The following is a 17,383-nucleotide window of genomic DNA, read 5'->3' on the forward strand; positions in this document are numbered from 1 at the left end:
TATTAAAGTAATAAAGCCCTTTTAACACAGAAACCGTCGTGCATCAATCACGACGGTTTCTGTAAATTAACAATTAAAAAATCTTGTTCTTTAAGCGGGCTTTCAAGTTATGACACATCACTGCGTGAGTCGAAATGTACTACAATGGCATTAAAAAGCGACTTAAAGCATTAACCTTTAACACTAGTAAATTTACAAAAATAAAAACGTTCCGGTAAATTAGTTTTCAACAGCTTGTAGCGTTTTCAACATGTTTTTGTGGAAAACATTGTGTTGCTGTTAGTTGTGGTTTTATACAGGTTAAGGTTGCAGGATAAACAACGAGCGGAACATTTAGAAATGTTCCGCTCGTTGTTAAATATAGCTGAAGTTCTCTATTGGTCTATCGAACCTAAAACACGTTTCATAAAAGCATTTAGAGCGTCTTTTTTTTCCATGCCTTCTTCCTTAATTAACTTATTAACTTCTACGGCACCATACATATTGGAAATTAGCTCTCCAATTACATCCAGCTCTTCGTCTTTTAATGATGGAACCTCTGTTAGGGATTCCAGTGTTTCAATCGTTTCAATGACATAATCCTCATCATTCTCCTCAATGAATTGAGTTAAATGCTTAATTACTGGTAACTTCATTTACTAATTGTGTTAAGGCGTCCAATTTGTTGGTTTGCACTTGATTGATAAGCTTTCCACCTCTGAAGGCTGCAAAGGTAGGCAGGTTGCTTACATTCGCGAGCTTTCTGGACTCAGGAAGCTTTTCGGCATCAACAATTACAAAAGGAATACCCTCATTTTCGGAAGCCAATTTTTTAAATTTTGGTTTCATAATTTTACAGTTACCGCACCAGGTTGCTGCATATTGTACAAACACAATATCATTATCGGTTACGATAGTTGCTAAATTATCACTTTCTAATTCTTGTAACATAATGTTATTAGTTTGCAGATAAGTAATTTGCTACGCCATCACGATTAGCGGTCATCGCCTCCTTGCCTTCTTCCCAGTTAGCAGGACAAACTTCTCCAAAGTTCTGAACGTGCGCGTAAGCATCGATTAAACGTAAATATTCTTTTACATTTCTACCAAGAGGCATATCGTTTACGCTTTCATGAAAAATTTTTCCATCTTCGTCTACCAGATAAGTGGCCCTGAATGTAACGTTCGATCCTTCAACAATTAAAGAATCTAGCTCTTCATCATAAGCTGCCTTCTGTATATCTAAAATACCTAAAACATTTGCTAAGTTACGGGTGGTATCTGCTAAAATAGGATAAGTAACGCCTTCAATACCTCCGTTATCTTTTGCGGTGTTTAGCCAAGCAAAGTGTACTTCGTTGGTGTCGCATGATGCGCCTATAACGATAGTATTTCTTTTTTCAAACTCTGGTAAAGCTTCCTGGAAAGCATGTAGCTCTGTAGGACAAACAAAAGTAAAATCTTTTGGATACCAGAACAATAACACTTTCTTACCTTTTTTAGTCGCTTCTTCTAATACGTTTATTTTTAAATCATCGCCCATGTGATCCATGGCGTCTACAGTGATGTTCGGAAATTTTTTACCTACTAAACTCATAATAAAATTTTTTCGTTTTTGTTGCTGCAAAGATAAATGTTTAACCGACAGAAAAGTATCTTATTTAACTATACTAGTATAAATAAAAACTATAATGACGATATGGTGATATTGATAAAGCGAATATAATAAAACGATGTTTACCATCATATACGCTGTAGGGGTACCGCAACTTAAACGGTAAATAATACAGCGTAATTGCAATTAAAAACATTTTTATCTAAGTTTGCATCTCTTAATGGGGCCCTGTAGTTCAACGGATAGAATAGAAGTTTCCTAAACTTTAGATATGGGTTCGATTCCCGTCGGGGCTACTTGATGGGAAAGGTTTAATTTTAAAGAACTTTTCCCATTTTTTTATGCCTTTTAATTGCCTGTTTATCAGTAAGAAAACTCCGATGGGCTCGCTCAACCTGGCGGTTCGATGTTCTGTTCCATCGAAGCATATATTTTCAGGGTACATTGAACCTATGATACTCCGCCTCTCTTCAATTTCGGCCTTCCCGAACCTTTCATCGATGTTTGTGTACCGTTCTACTACAATATCAAGCAAGGCCTCCAACGTTTTGGTTTTGATTTTTTGAAAGCAACTCATTCAGCTTTTCCTCTAGTTTACGAAGCTCTGTGTTACATTCCTTTTTTAGTTATGTTAAAATCATCGACATCAATCTCTTCTTTCATAAAATTGCGCCTTGCATTATTTGGCATAGTTTCCTTCCGCCAAAGCTTTGTTCGCCTTTATAAAAATATCCTGATTACTCATATCTGATCTTTGTTTAATGACTGTTTTAATTACCTATCTGTACACCGACCTTACCATAGAAATCTTCGTCACCTTCCTTAAATTCAAGTAGGCTATGTGCCTTACCTATTTCCGACAATGGGAAAACTTTGTTTAACACAGGCTTCAGCTTTCCGGACTCTATCAGCTTGGTGAGTTCGTCCAGTTTGTTTCTGCTCTGCCTGGTAAATACAAAATGGTAAGTGGCATTTTTCCCCCACGCGTGGATCAGGTTTTGCGGCTTTTCAATATCAACTAATGTTACGACCTGTCCCATTTGACTTAAGATCTTACCGCTGTCCGAAAGTGTGTTACCGCCTATTGTATCGATCACAACGTCCACGCCTTTATTATCTGTCAGCGCTAAGATCGCATCGATATAATTTTCCTTTTCATAGTCAATGATATGATCCGCTCCCAATCCTGTGAGAAACTCATGGTGCACAGTTCTCGCCGTCGTATAAACGGTCGCACCCATAGCTTTTGCCATTTGAATAGTGGGTATTCCGACGCCGCCTGCACCACCGTGTATCAAAATCGTTTGATTGATCTTAAGTTGTGCCCTGGTATAGAGCATTTCCCAGGCAGTACCGGCTGCTAAAGGAAATGTCGCGGCTTCCAAATGGCTTACGTTTTTCGGTTTGATACCGATTATGGATTCCTTGGCAACATGATATTCTGCATAGCTCCCCTGCCCTTTAAAGATTTCCGGAGTGTAATATACCTCATCACCGACCTTAAAATTTTTGACCCCTGTTCCAATCTCTACGATCACGCCGGACACATCATGCCCGGTGATAACCGGAAGATGCAACTCATTTTTATAATCCCCCCGGCGGACCTGAAAATCCAGGGGATTCACTGATGTCGCCAATACTTTTACAAGTACTTCATCAAATCCCGGTTTTGGGGTTGGGACATCTAATATTTCAAACTTTTCTACCGAGCCGAATTCGTTTAACACTGCTGCTTTCATGATCTTTTGTGTTTAGTTATTTATGTATTTAGGTAAATTCCTAATTTTATATTAAAAAAATTTTATAAGTTATCTTTGATCAACTGAGCTAACTGTTGTATTGCTTTTTCATTACGTTTATAATATGTCCATTGATCTTTTCTTGTCGACACCAAAAGATTTGCTGCTGACATATTTTTAAGATAAACTGAAACCGTCGGAATAGACATTTTTGCCTTTTTTGCAATATCGGAGACACAGACACCTAATGATGGTTTGTAGTCAGCCAACTCCTCGGCCGGAAAATAAGCAACAGGGTCTTTCAACCAAGTAAGGATATTCAGACGAGTTTGATTAGATATCGATTTAATTACTTCCAGCATTTTCATTCAACAAATTTAGGAATTTACCTAAACACCTACAAGTAAACTTTTGAAATTTACACCTTTATGACAAAGGATAAGCAAGTACAATACCAATAAGATCGGCAACGCTTTTCATTACCCTGCCGATTGTTCTGGCAAGCCGCCATGAACAATGCCACAACTGTGGCGGCTATTATATTTTAACATTGCTATAAGATAGCTTAAAGGGTAACCACAACCTTGCCTACGGTACGACCACTTTCCACCTGTAAATGTGCATCTGCCATTTGTTCAAATGGATATGTTGATGAAACATGTGCTTTCAAAATGCCTTTCTCTAGCAACGTTGCGATCTTTTGCATATCGCTACCGTTTGATTGAACCAGAATGAAATAACCCTTAACGCCTTTGGCTTTTGCTTTTTCGGTAACCGCTTCATTTAAACCGGTTGGAATGCTGATTACGGTTCCTCCGTTTTTAGTCACTAAAAGCGATTTGTCGATCGTATCACCGCCAACGGTGTCTAAAACAAAATCAAACTCTCCGGGATGATTTGCCCAGTCGTATAAAGTATAATCGATATGCTCGTCAGCACCCAACGATAGAATAAAATCCGCATTTCTGGCAGATGATGTACCTGTTACATGAGCACCAAGATGTTTGGCTATTTGTACGGCGAAATGGCCTACACCGCCTGCGGCCGCGTGAACCAGCACTTTCTGACCTGCCTGAACATTGGCATTATGAACTATTACCTGATAAGCAGTTAATACTGCCAATGTTGAAGCCGCCGCTTCTTCATGTGAGATGTTTGCCGGTTTGATAGCAAGATGCGATGCCGGTGCCGTAACATATTCAGCATAAGCCTTTCCGTGACCAGGGAAATTTACCATGCCGAAAACTTCATCGCCTGTTTTGAACTGTTCGGCTTTTGATTCTGTGATCACACCTGAAATATCCCAGCCCAAAATCAGCGGGGTTTGATCTTTAATTCGTCCATAAACGCCCTTGCCAGCACGGGTCTTAACATCTACAGGATTGATACTGATGGCCTTAACCTGTACCAGTACTTCGCCGATCTGAATGGCTGGTTTATCGATGTCTTTTAATTGTAACTGGCTTACTTCACCAGGGGAATTCAGAATAAATACTTTCATAATAATGTTATCTTTTTGTGAAAGTAAAGTTATACTTAAAAATGTAAATATATTTGGTATATTTTTGCCATAAATCAGTATATGTTATGAAACGTGAAGATCTGCACGAACCTTTTTCGATAGAATACAAGACGTTGGATGAAGGTCCGCGTGATAGCCACAAGCATAGTTTTTTTGAACTAGTGTATATAGTAGAAGGGACCGGCATTCAATGTATTAATCAAAGCCAGTTCTCTTACCAGCCGGGCCATATGTTTCTCATCACACCCGAAGATTGCCATTCGTTTGATGTGAAGAGCACGACTACTTTTTTCTATTTGCGGTTCAATGATATTTATATCAGAGCGTCAGGTATTTTGACAAGCAATATTCGAAAACTGGAGTTCATTTTACAGAATGCTAATCATAAACCTGGCTGTATCCTGAAAAATATAGTAGATAAACAGGTAGTAAAGCCCCTGGTTGATGCCATTATACGTGAATATGAAACCTTCGATATTTATAATCAGGAACTGATCCATCAGTATATTAACACGCTTATTGTGCTGGTAGCGCGTAATATCGCCAAATTCCTGCATCTTGAGCTTTCCGAGAGTGCTGACCAGAGGGCGGCAAATATTCTCAATTTTATACAAGCCAATATCTATTATCCTGATAAACTCCGCGCCAAGTACTTGTGCAGGCACTTCAACGTTTCGATCAATTATTTAGGCAAGTATTTCAAGCAACATACCGGCAGCACCTTGCAAAGGTACATTACGCAATACCGGCAAACATTGATCGAGCACCGTTTAGTGCACAGTGATAAAAGATTGGGCGAGATCGTGGACGAATTTGGTTTTACCGATGAAAGCCATCTCAACAAATTTTTCAGGAACAATAAGGGAATGAGTCCAAAGGCATTTCGGCTAAACAGTTCCGCAAGATTATCGGCCTTACAGACTTAATTCTCTTGATAATGACCGGATTCTATAAGATAGGGGCAATGAAACTGATTCAAGTTTAAATTGCCCCAAGAACGCCCCAAAAAAATAAGTATGGCCCGAATCCAAAAAAGAAGTACCGGACAAGACAAAATAGATCAGTTTTGAATTTAGCCATCTCTTTTTTTCGGTCTGACGGTTATTCTTCATTCATTGAATTTTTTTCCGAATGACGACCGTTCCAAAATAAAGGCCCCCAATGGATATGGCATAGGGTTTTTGATATAATCAAGAAGAACTAGACCCTTACTTACAAGTCAGGCAGAGAAAAAAAGTTCAAAAATATTCTTCAAAAAGGTATACGAAAAACCCTAGCCCCGTCAAAGATAAATGATTTTCTTTTTGACGTAGGTAGGGTAATATTTGTTATATCGTCTAATCTCTTAAATCTATTGAACTTTTTTCGAAGAAATATTTGATTTCTTAAAGGTCTAAACCTTTACCAAGTTATTTCTCCACAAAAAACCGAAAACGCTTTATTTTCGGGGTTTATTTTTTTAGGTGTAATAAGGTTTAATACTTGTTTATTCATTTTCTTTATTCTAAATCAAGTACACCGCCATTACAAAACCAATCGTTTTCATATAAAGCCCCATAAAAAGTGGTCCTGTAGCTAAAAGTCTTACGAACGAGGTGTCTGTATAAAAATCAACTTGTCTTTATTTGACTACCGTTGCCTCAAACTCAATATTGAGTGTTTCGTAAAGTGAGTTTACCTCCATAGCAGTAAGAGCAGTCTGTACATTATTTTTTTTAGCCCAGTTTACATAAACATCAAAACAGGTCGATAAAAGTTCTTCTGTTGATGTTGAAAAAAGGTTTAAACGAACGATGTTTTTGCACTCATAACCTGCTTCGGAAATGACTTTTTCCAAATTTTGCAATGCTATTTTCATTTGAGTCTTCATGTCTGCATCGCTAGATGTTCCATCGGAAAGCACTGCCGCCTGACCGGCACAATACAATGTGCTTTCTACTTGTTTTACTTCTACTGCTTGCACATATCCTCGGTCTTCTGACCATGTCCAGGGATTAATGATTCTTTTTTGCATCTCTCTCTTTATTTTAATTATGAATGATACTACAAAGATGAGGAGATTTAGGTCCAGGTTCCTGTGACATAGGTCACTATTTATACAGACCAAATTTTCATAAAGTAAGTCTGCTAAGCGTTTCTCTTGAAACGCCGAGATAAGATGCAAGCAGCGTTTTAGATACCCGTTGAAATAAAGAAGGATAGCGATGAAGCAGTTGCTCGTATCGATCCTGCGCGCTCGAACTTAGGAGGGATAGTATGCGCTGTTGGGATGCAATATGCCCGGATGTTGCTTTCTCAAGAAAAAATGAAACGATTTTTGGTAAAATAGTGCACAGATGAAGGTAGTCTTCCAAGGTAATGCGAAGAACCTCGGTATCTTCTAGGCACTGCAGAGACATAGTGGCATTGGATGTAGTATAAAAGGCCCGATAATCGGTTTCCCACCAGTCTTCCATTGCGAACGACAGAATATGTTCTTTTCCGGATTCATCGTGATAGATAAGTTTTAAAAGTCCGGAAATAACGAAATAAGTATGTTTTACTCTTTCTCCTTGGTGAATCAAAAAATCATTTTTCTTGAATTTTTGGAAGGTAAAATGTGATGTAATCAATGAAAACTCATTATCGGTAAGCGGTACAATTTCTTCTATATGACGTCTTAGCTCGTTGTGCATAGGTGCTTACGAAAAGTTAAATATCCTACGCAAGATACATCACAAAATTTATTTACTCGTAGGTAAGGTGGCTTTTTTCTTTATTGAGCTGGCGCTTAAGTGTTAAAATCAAATATATTTTGCGTAAAGGTAATGCCAGACAATGGCTACCACCTGCTTAGCTTCCTTCAGGTCCTAGTCCCCTCCTATCCACGGTATATCCCCTGTATATCCGCCTTTAGGGTAGTAAAAGCGGACTAACAGTGAACTAATAGTGGGTAAACAGGGGCTAAATAGGGAGTGAAGCACAGGTGGATAGCGCAGGGAGCTTATTAAGAGGCACTGTCAATTTGAATGAAAATGATATTAACCAGAGCGTTTCAATTTGTGGTCTTCTGACTCAACCGGTAAATATTCTTCCGCAGTTTGATCATCGGTAAGCGCATGTAAGCGTATTATATTATTACCCTGGATGATGGTGGTAAATAAGAGGTGACTGTCATAAGTGATAGCGAAAGATTGATTTATATCAAAGGGGCTTTCTGTTCTGAATATTCGTTCATATTCCAATTCGCCTGTTTCAGTATATCGCGAAACGACGAAGTGTCCGGCCAGGCCATTCGGCTTAATCAAATACCAGGCACCTTCTCCCACACCGCCGAGCCACTGTGCTTCTTCTGGTAGGCTAGTCGGCCTTTTACTCGCTTCCATTGCACCTATAATCGTATCGTCGGGAAGCGACAATGCACGCCTGGTAGAAACGTTGTCATATAACTGCTGAAGCAAGAAGGCTATTGACTGAAAACGAGACATACGGATGCGCTTCAACCCATTTAGATCATCGTAAAGATAAACAAGTCGGTCCCTTCTTACGTTGACCACATTGCTCATCGGACTCGATTTGATCGTCTCTGGATAGCGGATACCGTGGAAGAGGCCGTATTTTTTGGATGAGCTTGCTAAGAGTCGGGTGACGAACCGCGAGCAATTGTTGTTGCCACGGGCAACGGCTCCATAGAGCATGGAGCCCTCCTTGACCAAGTCATCTGCATACTTCTTTGCCTTGATAAACGACAATCCCTCTGCCACCGAAAAATATATGCGTCCCACACCTTGGGTGATCTCCTTTATGCTGTCCATTTCTTCCATGATTTCGTATAGATTGCATATTTGGTTGTTTCGGTCGATTTTGGCTTTGGTGTGGAGTCGGAGTCTCGGATCGGAAAGTACTGACCTTGCCCTGCCGTAACCCCTCGGTGAAATATATCGGCCGAAATCGTAGTATAATAAGCGTTTGGTTTCGGGGTCGACCAAGATGATGGCGGTGTGACCAACTCTGAAGTTCAGGTTTTTGACTAGTCCGATTTTTTTGAAAAACATCATCCAGTTTTCATCACCTCTCATAGTTGCATCTGGCCACGCGATGATAATGGCCAAATCATTGTATGTAAGATTCTCAATCAAAGTTTTCTGCTTTTACTCGTACTGTTAAACCATTCTGAGGTGCTTTAGCAATTTCACGCCATGGCCTCATCATGATCCAGTAATTCATTTTAGTTCATAATTTGTTTTACGTCAGTACTATTCTACATCGTAAATATAAAATATAAATTGATTCAACCATTCTATACTTGCCTAAGTGGAAATGATGGTGACGAATATGTAAAATTACACTATTGCTGTGTGATTTAATAAATTTATTAATATTATCCATGGTGTAGAATGAAGCTTGCCTTTTTCGATTATGAAATCGTTTAAGGTGTATGGTAATTATTTCCGTTGTTCGCACTATCGGTTTGTTTTATATCTCTTAACTTTTTTACTTACTTTTTCTGTATTATTAAAAAAATGTTTTAATAATACATATACTGCCAATTTGTTTACGAGAAAACAGTTAGCATTATTCTTTCTCGCAATGTTGATCAATGAGTGTTTGAGCGAATGCTTTGCTTTATTATTATGGAGACAACTTATACCATTAATACCACTATAACAAAAGGATATTTCCTTTCTTTTTATTCTATCGAGATCAAGGTGTATGGTATCCTCTGTTGGATTTATTAAGAATAGATCATTCTAGGCTTTTTTATAAGTTTAAGCTGGTTTGACTATGGCTGAAGAGCTTACCATACAATAAGTTTAGCCCGATCGTTGGAACAATTTAGAAGGATAATCGAAGGAGAATTTATTTAAAACTACAACCTACCTCATGATCGTTTACCATTCCCACCGCTTGCATAAATGCGTAACATATCGTGCTTCCGAAAAACTTCATGCCTCTTTTTTTTAAATCTTTTGAGATAAGGTCAGATTCGGGCGAGGTGGTCATGAAGTTTCCATAATCGTTAACATCATTGTTGATAGGTGACTGATCTGGCATAAAGGAGTAGAGGTAGGCATAGAACGATCCGAACTCTTTCTGGATGCTAAGAAAAATCTGTGCATTGGTGACGGTTGCCTGAATCTTACCTTTATTTCGGATAACACCGGGGTCTTGTAAAATCTTTTCTACGTCTTCATCGCTGAAAGACGCTACTTTTCTCGCATCAAAGTCTGCGAAGTTTCGCTGGTAGCCGACCCTTTTTCTCAAGATGGTTATCCAGCTTAAACCTGCTTGTGCAGACTCGAGTATTAAAAACTCAAATAATGTACGATCATCGTTAACGTGTTTCCCCCATTCCCGATCATGATATGCTACATATAACGGGTCATTTCCGCACCAAGCACAACGTTTCATATAATGTCCTCTACTAAGGGGTCCCAAAAAACGGATTTAAAATTTATCACACGATCGTTTTTTATTTGCACACCCTCGTTTTCCAATAATTGCTGCATGAGATTCGGGTGGCCAAAAGCGGCTTTGGCACTGAGCTCGCCCTTACTGTTCAATACACGATGTGCAGGAACCGGTGGTTCTGCTTTTCCTGCGTTTCCCATCGCATACCCTACTATTCGAGCTGCGCCTTCACGACCTAATGCCCTAGCAATAGCACCGTAAGAGGTAACTCTACCTTCTGGAATATGCCGAGCTAAGGCATAAACACTTTCATAGAAATTTAAATCTTCCATGCTTCTTCGGTATTCTTTTAATGCCTTGCTAAAATAGTGAAATTCTATTCAAAAAATGCATCTTTGTATTATGCTCAAAGGAACTTTATACTTAATACCCGTACCGTTGACAGAAAATGGAGCGGCCGTTTCTTATACGCCCTTCCTAACGGAAACCATTAATACCATTGATGAGTATATTGTAGAAAACGAAAAAAGTGCCCGTAAATTTTTGAAGTTGGCGAATTTGAAAATAGCCCAAAGTGAGCTGATTATACACGATTATGGTAAACACTCGAGACATCAAAACGATCAGTCTCATTTTTACCAAGGTTTACTTGCGGGTAAGGATGTAGGCCTAATGAGTGAAGCGGGGTGTCCTGCAATTGCTGATCCGGGCGCGGACATTGTCATGCGTGCGCACCAACTGGGTATACCTGTTAAACCATTGGTAGGACCAAATGCTATGATCTTGGCATTAATGGCTTCCGGGCTAAATGGGCAGAGTTTTGCATTTCATGGCTATCTACCTATAGACAAAGGGGGCCGATCGAAGAAAATAAAAGAACTTGAACAGCTGGCTCAAAGGTACCATCAGACACAGTTGTTTATGGAAACGCCCTTTAGAAACAACCAATTGCTAGAGGAAGTATTGAAAGTGTGCTCGCCAAAAACAAAACTGTGTGTAGCATGTAATATAACTGCTTCCGACGAGCTGATTACTACAGAGACCATAGCACAGTGGCGTAAAAGAAAGATAGATCTGCATAAGAAACCAGCGATATTCCTCTTACTGTAAAGCAGTAATAAGAATACCATGAGGTAAAACATTGCAGAACTATCGATTCCTAATTTTTAGAATGACTCGGTAATTGTGTCGTCCCAGTGATGATTCCAGTCTATAAGAAATCCACCTGTGCGGTCCGTGCCGGAGAGCAGTTCGCCCTTAAATATGAGTTGTACGTTATTTGGAGCTTTACCCTGCAGAGCAAACGTCCTCAATAGATTTCCATGTTGGTCTAACACCGTTATCTCATAATCAAGTTCTAGTGGAACTGCTGTTTCGCCAAGAAACTGATTGAAACTTATGATGTTTTCCCCATCGGTAAAGGGGGTGCTAAACCGGATAGTCGCTGCGTCTGTGATAGGTTGTGCCTCCGGAGAGCCAAAGGGAGTATAGGTAATGTTTTCATGTACCCGGCTAATATGGATTTCACCGATTTCCGTGAGATCCTCCTCATCGGTAAATTCAAACAAAATATTGCTAAAATGTCTATTCAGTATTACATCTAATTGTACATTCGTGCTCATGTCAAAGGTTGGCGTGGTTGCGCCGAAAATAATAGCTTGGGCATTATCAAAGTGGTTGGCAATATATAGATCAGAAGCCTGGTTTATTTCGGCAGGGAGCAATAAATCCTTTGAGGAGGTATTGGAAACGAAAAACGCGTAATAAGTACCTGAAGGCAATCTGATGGAAAGCTGGTTTTCTTCTTCCGTTTTTTCATCTAATGCAGATATACCCTCGGTAGCTAATTGATGGTCATCGGCGTTAAAAATATAATAATGAATTTGATTGATAAGAGGTTCTTTATCATCAATAATTTCGCCATCGAAAACGCCCGATAGTCGAAAGTTGTCTACCCGAAAAGTTCCTGTTTTATCATTATATTCACCTGCAGAGCCTCGATCACCTGCAAAAGGTTCGATCTTAATCAGGAAATCCGGCTCATCAAGGGCGTCGGTCAACTCACTTAAATCAAAGGTAAATTGATTACGTGCCTGGGCATTCATATTGGTAAATTGGTTGTCGTCTGAGATTAAGGTAAATTCATTTCCTCCATCAACCGAATAGTAAATCCCAAAATTCTTTGGGCCGGTGTTTGAGCTTCCAACGTCTAAGGCCAAACTACTAAGCTCTGATACCTCGTTAAGGGGCATTGCGAATAACAGACTTTGTGTGCCACGGGTGCTGAGACAGTAGCCTGCAGGAAACTGATCATTACCGTATCCAGGAAAATAAGATGCTTGATCATCTTCAGATTCAAGCGTAATCCCCGAACCGGCACGGTGAATAGCGACGTCGGGGAGCAGGTTACTGCTGTTAAACGACCAAAAGTATAAATACGATGTTTCGGATGCATTAAGTGTGTTACTGAAATTCTGCTGTTGGGAAAAACTCATACCCGCTGCTTGCCGATTGGCATGAGCAGTAGTAGCTAGTGGTTTAATAACGGAAGAGAAGCCTTTAAACTTGAATGTTACCTCTTGGAGTTCAATATCTTCCTCGGAGTTGGGTAACGTTGTTTCCTTTTTGCAGCTTGTTAGTCCCGCTAGAAACAGGTTAAGGAAAATAAACACTTGGAGTAGAGATTTTTTTTTCATAATCGTTTATTTTTTAATAAATCAGTAGTCGACCTGAAGGAAAACACAAGTCAACAAAAGGTGACAGATTTACAATAGTAGAAAATAGAATCTAAAGAAGTGACCTTGTTCATATAATGAACGAAAATGAATGAAAGATTGGTAGAGGCTTATTTAAGAGAAGGCCTATGGAAAAAGATAGTCAATTTATTCCATAAGCCTTTAAAGGGGAAAAATAAAGAGCTAATCGATAAGATCGAAACCGATGTCTCTCCTGAAGTTTTTACCGTCGAAAAATATCCTGCCGGCATCGGCCGTTGCCTGCTGCAATGCATCGAGCAGGTTATCTCGAAGTGCGGTAACCGCTAGTACACGTCCTCCTGCAGTTTTTACTTCATCATGAGATAAGGTAGTGCCTGCATGGAAGAGGATGGACTCCTTAATATTTTCTAAGCCCGTGATGGTTTTGCCGTTTTCATAGGTTCCAGGATAACCTCCCGAAACTAACATTACCGTTGCTGCGGTTTTTTCGGATACTTTTAATGTTTTCTGTGCTAAATTTTCTTCCGCAACACCCAGTAGTAATTCTACAAAATCACTTTCTATTCTAGGCAAAACGCTTTCTGTTTCGGGATCGCCCATCCGTACATTATATTCAATGACATAGGGGTTGCCGTCGTCGTTCATTAAACCGATGAATATAAAGCCTTTATAAGGGATGCCATCAGTCTTAAGTCCTTCGATAGTGGGTATAACAATACGGTCTTCAACCTTCTTTAGGAAAGCGTCATCCGCAAAGGGAACTGGAGAAACTGACCCCATCCCACCTGTATTAAGCCCGGTGTCGCCTTCCCCGATACGTTTGTAGTCTTTTGCCGACGGTAATATTTTGTAATCCTTGCCATCCGTAAGTACAAAAACCGATAGTTCAATGCCTTGAAGAAAGTCTTCTATAACTACCTTGCTGCTGGCCGCTCCAAATTTGGCATCGGCTAACATCGCTTTCAACTCTTTTTTCGCTTCTTCAAGCGTAGCGCATATTAGTACCCCCTTACCTGCGGCTAAACCATCAGCTTTTAATACGATGGGTAGCTGCTTGTCTGCCAAATACGCTAATCCTTCTTGCAAGGAGTCTTTGGTAAAAGATCGTGAATGGGCGGTTGGTATACGATGCCGAAGCATAAATTGTTTAGAAAAATCTTTACTGCCTTCTAATTGTGCCCCTTGGGCCTGAGGGCCAATAACAGGAATTTTGTGTAGCTGCTCGTTGTTTAGAAAGAAGTCATGTATACCTTTCACTAAGGGTTCTTCAGGGCCTACCACAACTAGTTTGATGTCGTTTTCTATGACAAACCTGCCTATTGCTTCAAAATCGGTAACTTTGATGTTTATATTTTTTCCGTACGTTTCTGTCCCGGCGTTCCCCGGCGCAATAAACAGCTGAGTATTTCGCGGACTTTGTGAAATTTTATAAGCAAAGGCGCTTTCTCTTCCGCCCGAACCGATTAATAGAATGTTCATTGTATTTTATTTGATGACCTCACAAAGATATTTTTTTTAGTGGACTTCCCTTCCCTTGGTCACTCTTTTTATTCGGAGCTGCTGATTTTCGCAAAAAAAATCTATATACTGAGGGTGATCGCTATAAACCTTTCTTGTTGTTTTTTGTTTAAAATAAACTGTTAACGCCGCTCCCGATGAGAAAACAATTGTTTTTTTTGTTGCTTTTGATATCTCCTTCCTGTCTATTGCTGGCTCAGCAAAAAACAGATACTAGCGATGCGCTTAATGGTATGTTGGCGAACTTAAAAAAATATCAGCAGCAGTATCCACAAGAAAAGGTTTACTTACACATGGATAAGCCATATTATGTGGCGGGAGAAGATATTTGGTTTAAGGCCTACGTAACAGTAAGTCAGTTCAACTTTCTTTCTGCTGTCAGTAAAATTATGTATGTGGAGCTCATTAATAATAGTAATGAAATTGTACAGTCGAGAAGGTTGCCGGTAATTTCCGGGTTAGCTGTAGGTGATTTTAAATTACCTGATACTTTGGCAGAAGGTAGTTATCGTGTGCGTGCTTATACGAACTGGATGCGAAATTTTGATGACGACTTTTTTTTCGATAAAACCTTTGTGATCGGTAACAGCATGTCTGACGGTTTGATTACCTCCAGTGAATTTACCTTAAGTAAAAATGAAAAGGAGCAAGAGATTGTACATAGTATCATCAAGTTAAAAGATCTCAATGGTGAACCGGTAGGTGAAAGGCAGGTAAACTATGAAATAAAATTGGACGCTAAAAGTACAGCGAAGGGAAAAGCGAAATTTGATGAAACCGGCACATTGAATTTAGATTTTGCGAGTAAAGATGGTGTCGATGTGCGTAAAGGGTTTCTTACCTTACACATAGAAAACATGGATAGACCGCCCATCGTTAAGCGCATCCCGATACAAGTAGCGGCAACTGCACATGCTGTACAGTTCTATCCTGAAAGCGGAGCCCTTTTAAGCAATATTTTTAGTAAAGTAGGGTTTAAAGCAACTCAAGGTGAGGGAAAAGGAGCTAAAGTGACTGGTTATGTGGAAAGCGAAGGGGAGCGCATCGTAGATTTTTCGAGTGACCACGCGGGGATGGGCAATTTTTCATTAGCAGCAACAGCCGATCGTGAATATATTGCCGTGGTGGAATTTGAAGACGGTGAGCAGATAAAAACGAACTTACCTGCCCCCTTAAAAGAAGGTTTTGGTTTAGCCGTGAATAATGCGGTTGAAGATGCGGTTTGGATACAGGTTGCGGCATCTCCATCCATCATCAAAGGCCAGCAAATTTCTGTGATTGCGCAAACTAACGGTCAGGTTTTTTATGCAGCTAAGAGTAAATTAGAAAAAAGCGATCTTACGGTTAGCATACCTAGAAAAAGTATTCCTTCGGGTGTTGTGAAAATATCGCTCCTTGATGAGCAAATGGATTTGGTTGCCGATAGGGCGATCTTTAATATCAATCCGGAGGATATATTGCCTTTGCAGTTAGAAGCTAACAAACAAAGCTATACCCGGCGTGAAAAAGTTGATCTAAAGATTAAGGCTACAGGAATTAACGATTCCACACGGGTGGGCACTTTTTCTATTGCCGTAACGAATATGGATAAAGTACCGGATAGCGCAAAAAAAGAGATAAGTATTTTGTCTACACTATTACTAAGTACAGATACCAAGGGATATATTGAAAGGCCTGGCTATTATTTTGAAGAGGAAAACGCAGCGATAAAACGGCAAATGGACAACTTAATGTTAACACAGCTCCCAGATCAATCTTTCTGGCAAAATATAAAGGACGATAACCTGCCGGAACTATCTTATAAGTCGGAAAAAGAGATAAGAATAAGCGGAACGATTACCAAATCTAACGGCGATCCGGTTGACAAAGCGAAGGTAACGGTTATTTCGCCACAAAATGCTTCTGTAATGGATACGTTAACAGGCCCTGATGGCCGGTTCAATTTTGATAAAATTATCTTTTATGATAGCACTAACTTTGTTGTACAGGCTAGGGATGCCAGGGGGCGAAAAAATGTGGAAATTAAATTAGATGAAGTTCCAAAACAACAAGTGTCGCAGAATAGAAATTCACCTGATGTTACGGTCGACGCTAACCAGTCATTGGGCAGTTATCTGGAAGATACGGATAAATCGCTTGAAGAATTACAGAAATATGGTTTTTTGGAACGGAGTATTGTGCTGGAAGAGGTGGAGGTGCGCGATAAAAAGGAAAATCCGGCCAAATACTCTGCAAACTTAAACGGTCCGGGCAGAGCTGATCAAATTATTAGCGGCGATGAAGTCTTTTTTAACGGCTGCCCTACGTTGGATGTCTGTTTAAATGGGCGTTTAGTAGGTGTGATCTTTAGAAATGGTATTCCCTATAGCATGCGCTCGCAAAACCAGCCTATGCAAATTATATTGGATGGAATGTATATGGATGCGTCTGCGCTCAACATCATCAACCCTTTTGATGTGGCCTCAGTAGAAGTGTTACGAACGATTGGAAATACCGCTATATACGGTATGTATGGCAGTGGAGGTGTGTTAATTATTACCACGAGAAGAGGAGATCAACCAAGGAATTTCAGTAGGGAACTCTTTACTCCCGGAATTACCACTTTTAGTCCACAAGGCTTTTATGAGATAAGGGAATTCTATTCGCCTGATTATAGTACGCCTGAGGCAGAAAACGGGGATATGTCCGACCTTCGTTCTACCATTTATTGGAAACCCGATATCGTGACAAATGAAAACGGAGAAGCAGCTATATCTTTTTATACGGCCGACGAACCGGGCATGTATCAGATTGTTGTTGAAGGATTAGATACTGAAGGTCACATTGGGAGAGTGATTCGTTATATTAGGGTCGAGTAATGGCGATGTACCGTGAAAAACGGTGGTGCCTATGCCGCTTTGTT

At 39.8% G+C, this 17,383-nt stretch carries 17 protein-coding genes and 1 tRNA gene; 4 read left to right on the top strand and 14 right to left on the bottom strand.

The genetic code is table 11. The annotated features are described in order from the left end of the window. Positions 1–374: 374 nt before the first annotated feature. Genes H8S90_RS06815 through H8S90_RS06825 form a run of 3 tightly spaced genes read right to left on the bottom strand, consistent with a single transcriptional unit; the run spans position 375 to position 1,576 of the window. Positions 375–635, bottom strand: a complete 261-nt coding sequence (locus H8S90_RS06815; protein ID WP_187341815.1) for a hypothetical protein — start codon at positions 633–635, stop codon at positions 375–377. Beyond that, positions 616–930: a co-chaperone YbbN gene (locus H8S90_RS06820; RefSeq protein ID WP_187341816.1), complete on the bottom strand. Its 315-nt coding sequence runs from the start codon at positions 928–930 to the stop codon at positions 616–618. Before H8S90_RS06820 ends, H8S90_RS06815 begins: the two co-directional genes overlap by 20 nt. A gap of 7 nt (positions 931–937) precedes the next feature. Continuing rightward, a complete protein-coding gene (locus H8S90_RS06825) occupies positions 938–1,576 on the bottom strand; it encodes a peroxiredoxin (protein ID WP_187341817.1) in 639 nt (212 codons plus the stop codon). Between the two features lie 242 nt (positions 1,577–1,818). On the opposite strand from H8S90_RS06825, the gene H8S90_RS06830 reads away from it, so the two are divergent. Then, positions 1,819–1,890, top strand: a tRNA-Arg gene (locus tag H8S90_RS06830). Here the strand turns inward: H8S90_RS06830 and H8S90_RS06835 are convergent. The 4 genes from H8S90_RS06835 to H8S90_RS06850 all read right to left on the bottom strand — a co-directional run bounded on the left by H8S90_RS06835 (position 1,860) and on the right by H8S90_RS06850 (position 4,834). Beyond that, positions 1,860–2,171: a hypothetical protein gene (locus tag H8S90_RS06835; RefSeq protein ID WP_187341818.1), complete on the bottom strand. Its 312-nt coding sequence runs from the start codon at positions 2,169–2,171 to the stop codon at positions 1,860–1,862. The two genes, H8S90_RS06830 and H8S90_RS06835, sit on opposite strands and share 31 nt — an antisense overlap. Before the next feature lie 193 nt (positions 2,172–2,364). Further along, on the bottom strand, positions 2,365–3,333 hold the full coding sequence (locus H8S90_RS06840) for a zinc-dependent alcohol dehydrogenase family protein (RefSeq protein ID WP_187341819.1): 969 nt from the start codon (positions 3,331–3,333) through the stop codon (positions 2,365–2,367). A gap of 62 nt (positions 3,334–3,395) precedes the next feature. Continuing rightward, on the bottom strand, positions 3,396–3,701 hold the full coding sequence (locus tag H8S90_RS06845) for a helix-turn-helix transcriptional regulator (protein WP_187341820.1): 306 nt from the start codon (positions 3,699–3,701) through the stop codon (positions 3,396–3,398). Positions 3,702–3,898: 197 nt separating this feature from the next. After that, on the bottom strand, positions 3,899–4,834 hold the full coding sequence (locus H8S90_RS06850; protein WP_187341821.1) for an NADP-dependent oxidoreductase: 936 nt from the start codon (positions 4,832–4,834) through the stop codon (positions 3,899–3,901). 86 nt (positions 4,835–4,920) lie between these two features. Here H8S90_RS06850 and H8S90_RS06855 point away from each other — a divergent pair, with 86 nt between their 5' ends. Then, entirely contained in the window at positions 4,921–5,781 is an 861-nt protein-coding gene (locus H8S90_RS06855) for a helix-turn-helix domain-containing protein (protein WP_187341822.1), read from the top strand. Between the two features lie 695 nt (positions 5,782–6,476). Here H8S90_RS06855 and H8S90_RS06860 read toward each other — a convergent pair. From H8S90_RS06860 to H8S90_RS06880, 5 genes are all read right to left on the bottom strand, one after another. Then, on the bottom strand, positions 6,477–6,869 hold the full coding sequence (locus H8S90_RS06860; protein WP_187341823.1) for a RidA family protein: 393 nt from the start codon (positions 6,867–6,869) through the stop codon (positions 6,477–6,479). Positions 6,870–6,966: 97 nt separating this feature from the next. Beyond that, complete coding sequence (locus tag H8S90_RS06865; protein WP_187341824.1) at positions 6,967–7,530, bottom strand: Crp/Fnr family transcriptional regulator; 564 nt, start codon at positions 7,528–7,530, stop codon at positions 6,967–6,969. 345 nt (positions 7,531–7,875) lie between these two features. Beyond that, a complete protein-coding gene (locus H8S90_RS06870) occupies positions 7,876–8,973 on the bottom strand; it encodes a DUF6695 family protein (RefSeq protein ID WP_187341825.1) in 1,098 nt (365 codons plus the stop codon). Between the two features lie 721 nt (positions 8,974–9,694). Further along, on the bottom strand, positions 9,695–10,246 hold the full coding sequence (locus tag H8S90_RS06875; RefSeq protein ID WP_187341826.1) for a DNA-3-methyladenine glycosylase I: 552 nt from the start codon (positions 10,244–10,246) through the stop codon (positions 9,695–9,697). After that, a complete protein-coding gene (locus tag H8S90_RS06880; protein ID WP_187341827.1) occupies positions 10,243–10,578 on the bottom strand; it encodes an MGMT family protein in 336 nt (111 codons plus the stop codon). The genes H8S90_RS06875 and H8S90_RS06880 overlap by 4 nt, the downstream gene beginning before the upstream one ends. A 70-nt stretch (positions 10,579–10,648) precedes the next feature. On the opposite strand from H8S90_RS06880, the gene H8S90_RS06885 reads away from it, so the two are divergent. Beyond that, positions 10,649–11,356, top strand: a complete 708-nt coding sequence (locus H8S90_RS06885; protein WP_187341828.1) for an SAM-dependent methyltransferase — start codon at positions 10,649–10,651, stop codon at positions 11,354–11,356. Positions 11,357–11,412: 56 nt separating this feature from the next. Here H8S90_RS06885 and H8S90_RS06890 read toward each other — a convergent pair whose 3' ends face one another. Then, positions 11,413–12,942, bottom strand: a complete 1,530-nt coding sequence (locus tag H8S90_RS06890; protein WP_187341829.1) for a hypothetical protein — start codon at positions 12,940–12,942, stop codon at positions 11,413–11,415. Positions 12,943–13,164: 222 nt separating this feature from the next. Next, positions 13,165–14,442, bottom strand: coding sequence for a phosphoribosylamine--glycine ligase (gene purD / locus H8S90_RS06895; RefSeq protein ID WP_187341830.1), 1,278 nt, complete (start codon positions 14,440–14,442; stop codon positions 13,165–13,167). A 176-nt stretch (positions 14,443–14,618) separates the two neighbouring features. Here purD and H8S90_RS06900 point away from each other — a divergent pair, with 176 nt between their 5' ends. Next, positions 14,619–17,339, top strand: a complete 2,721-nt coding sequence (locus H8S90_RS06900; protein ID WP_187341831.1) for a TonB-dependent receptor plug domain-containing protein — start codon at positions 14,619–14,621, stop codon at positions 17,337–17,339. The last annotated feature ends 44 nt before the right edge of the window (positions 17,340–17,383 follow it).

The sequence above is a fragment of the Olivibacter sp. SDN3 genome (assembly GCF_014334135.1).
Taxonomy (GTDB): domain Bacteria; phylum Bacteroidota; class Bacteroidia; order Sphingobacteriales; family Sphingobacteriaceae; genus Olivibacter.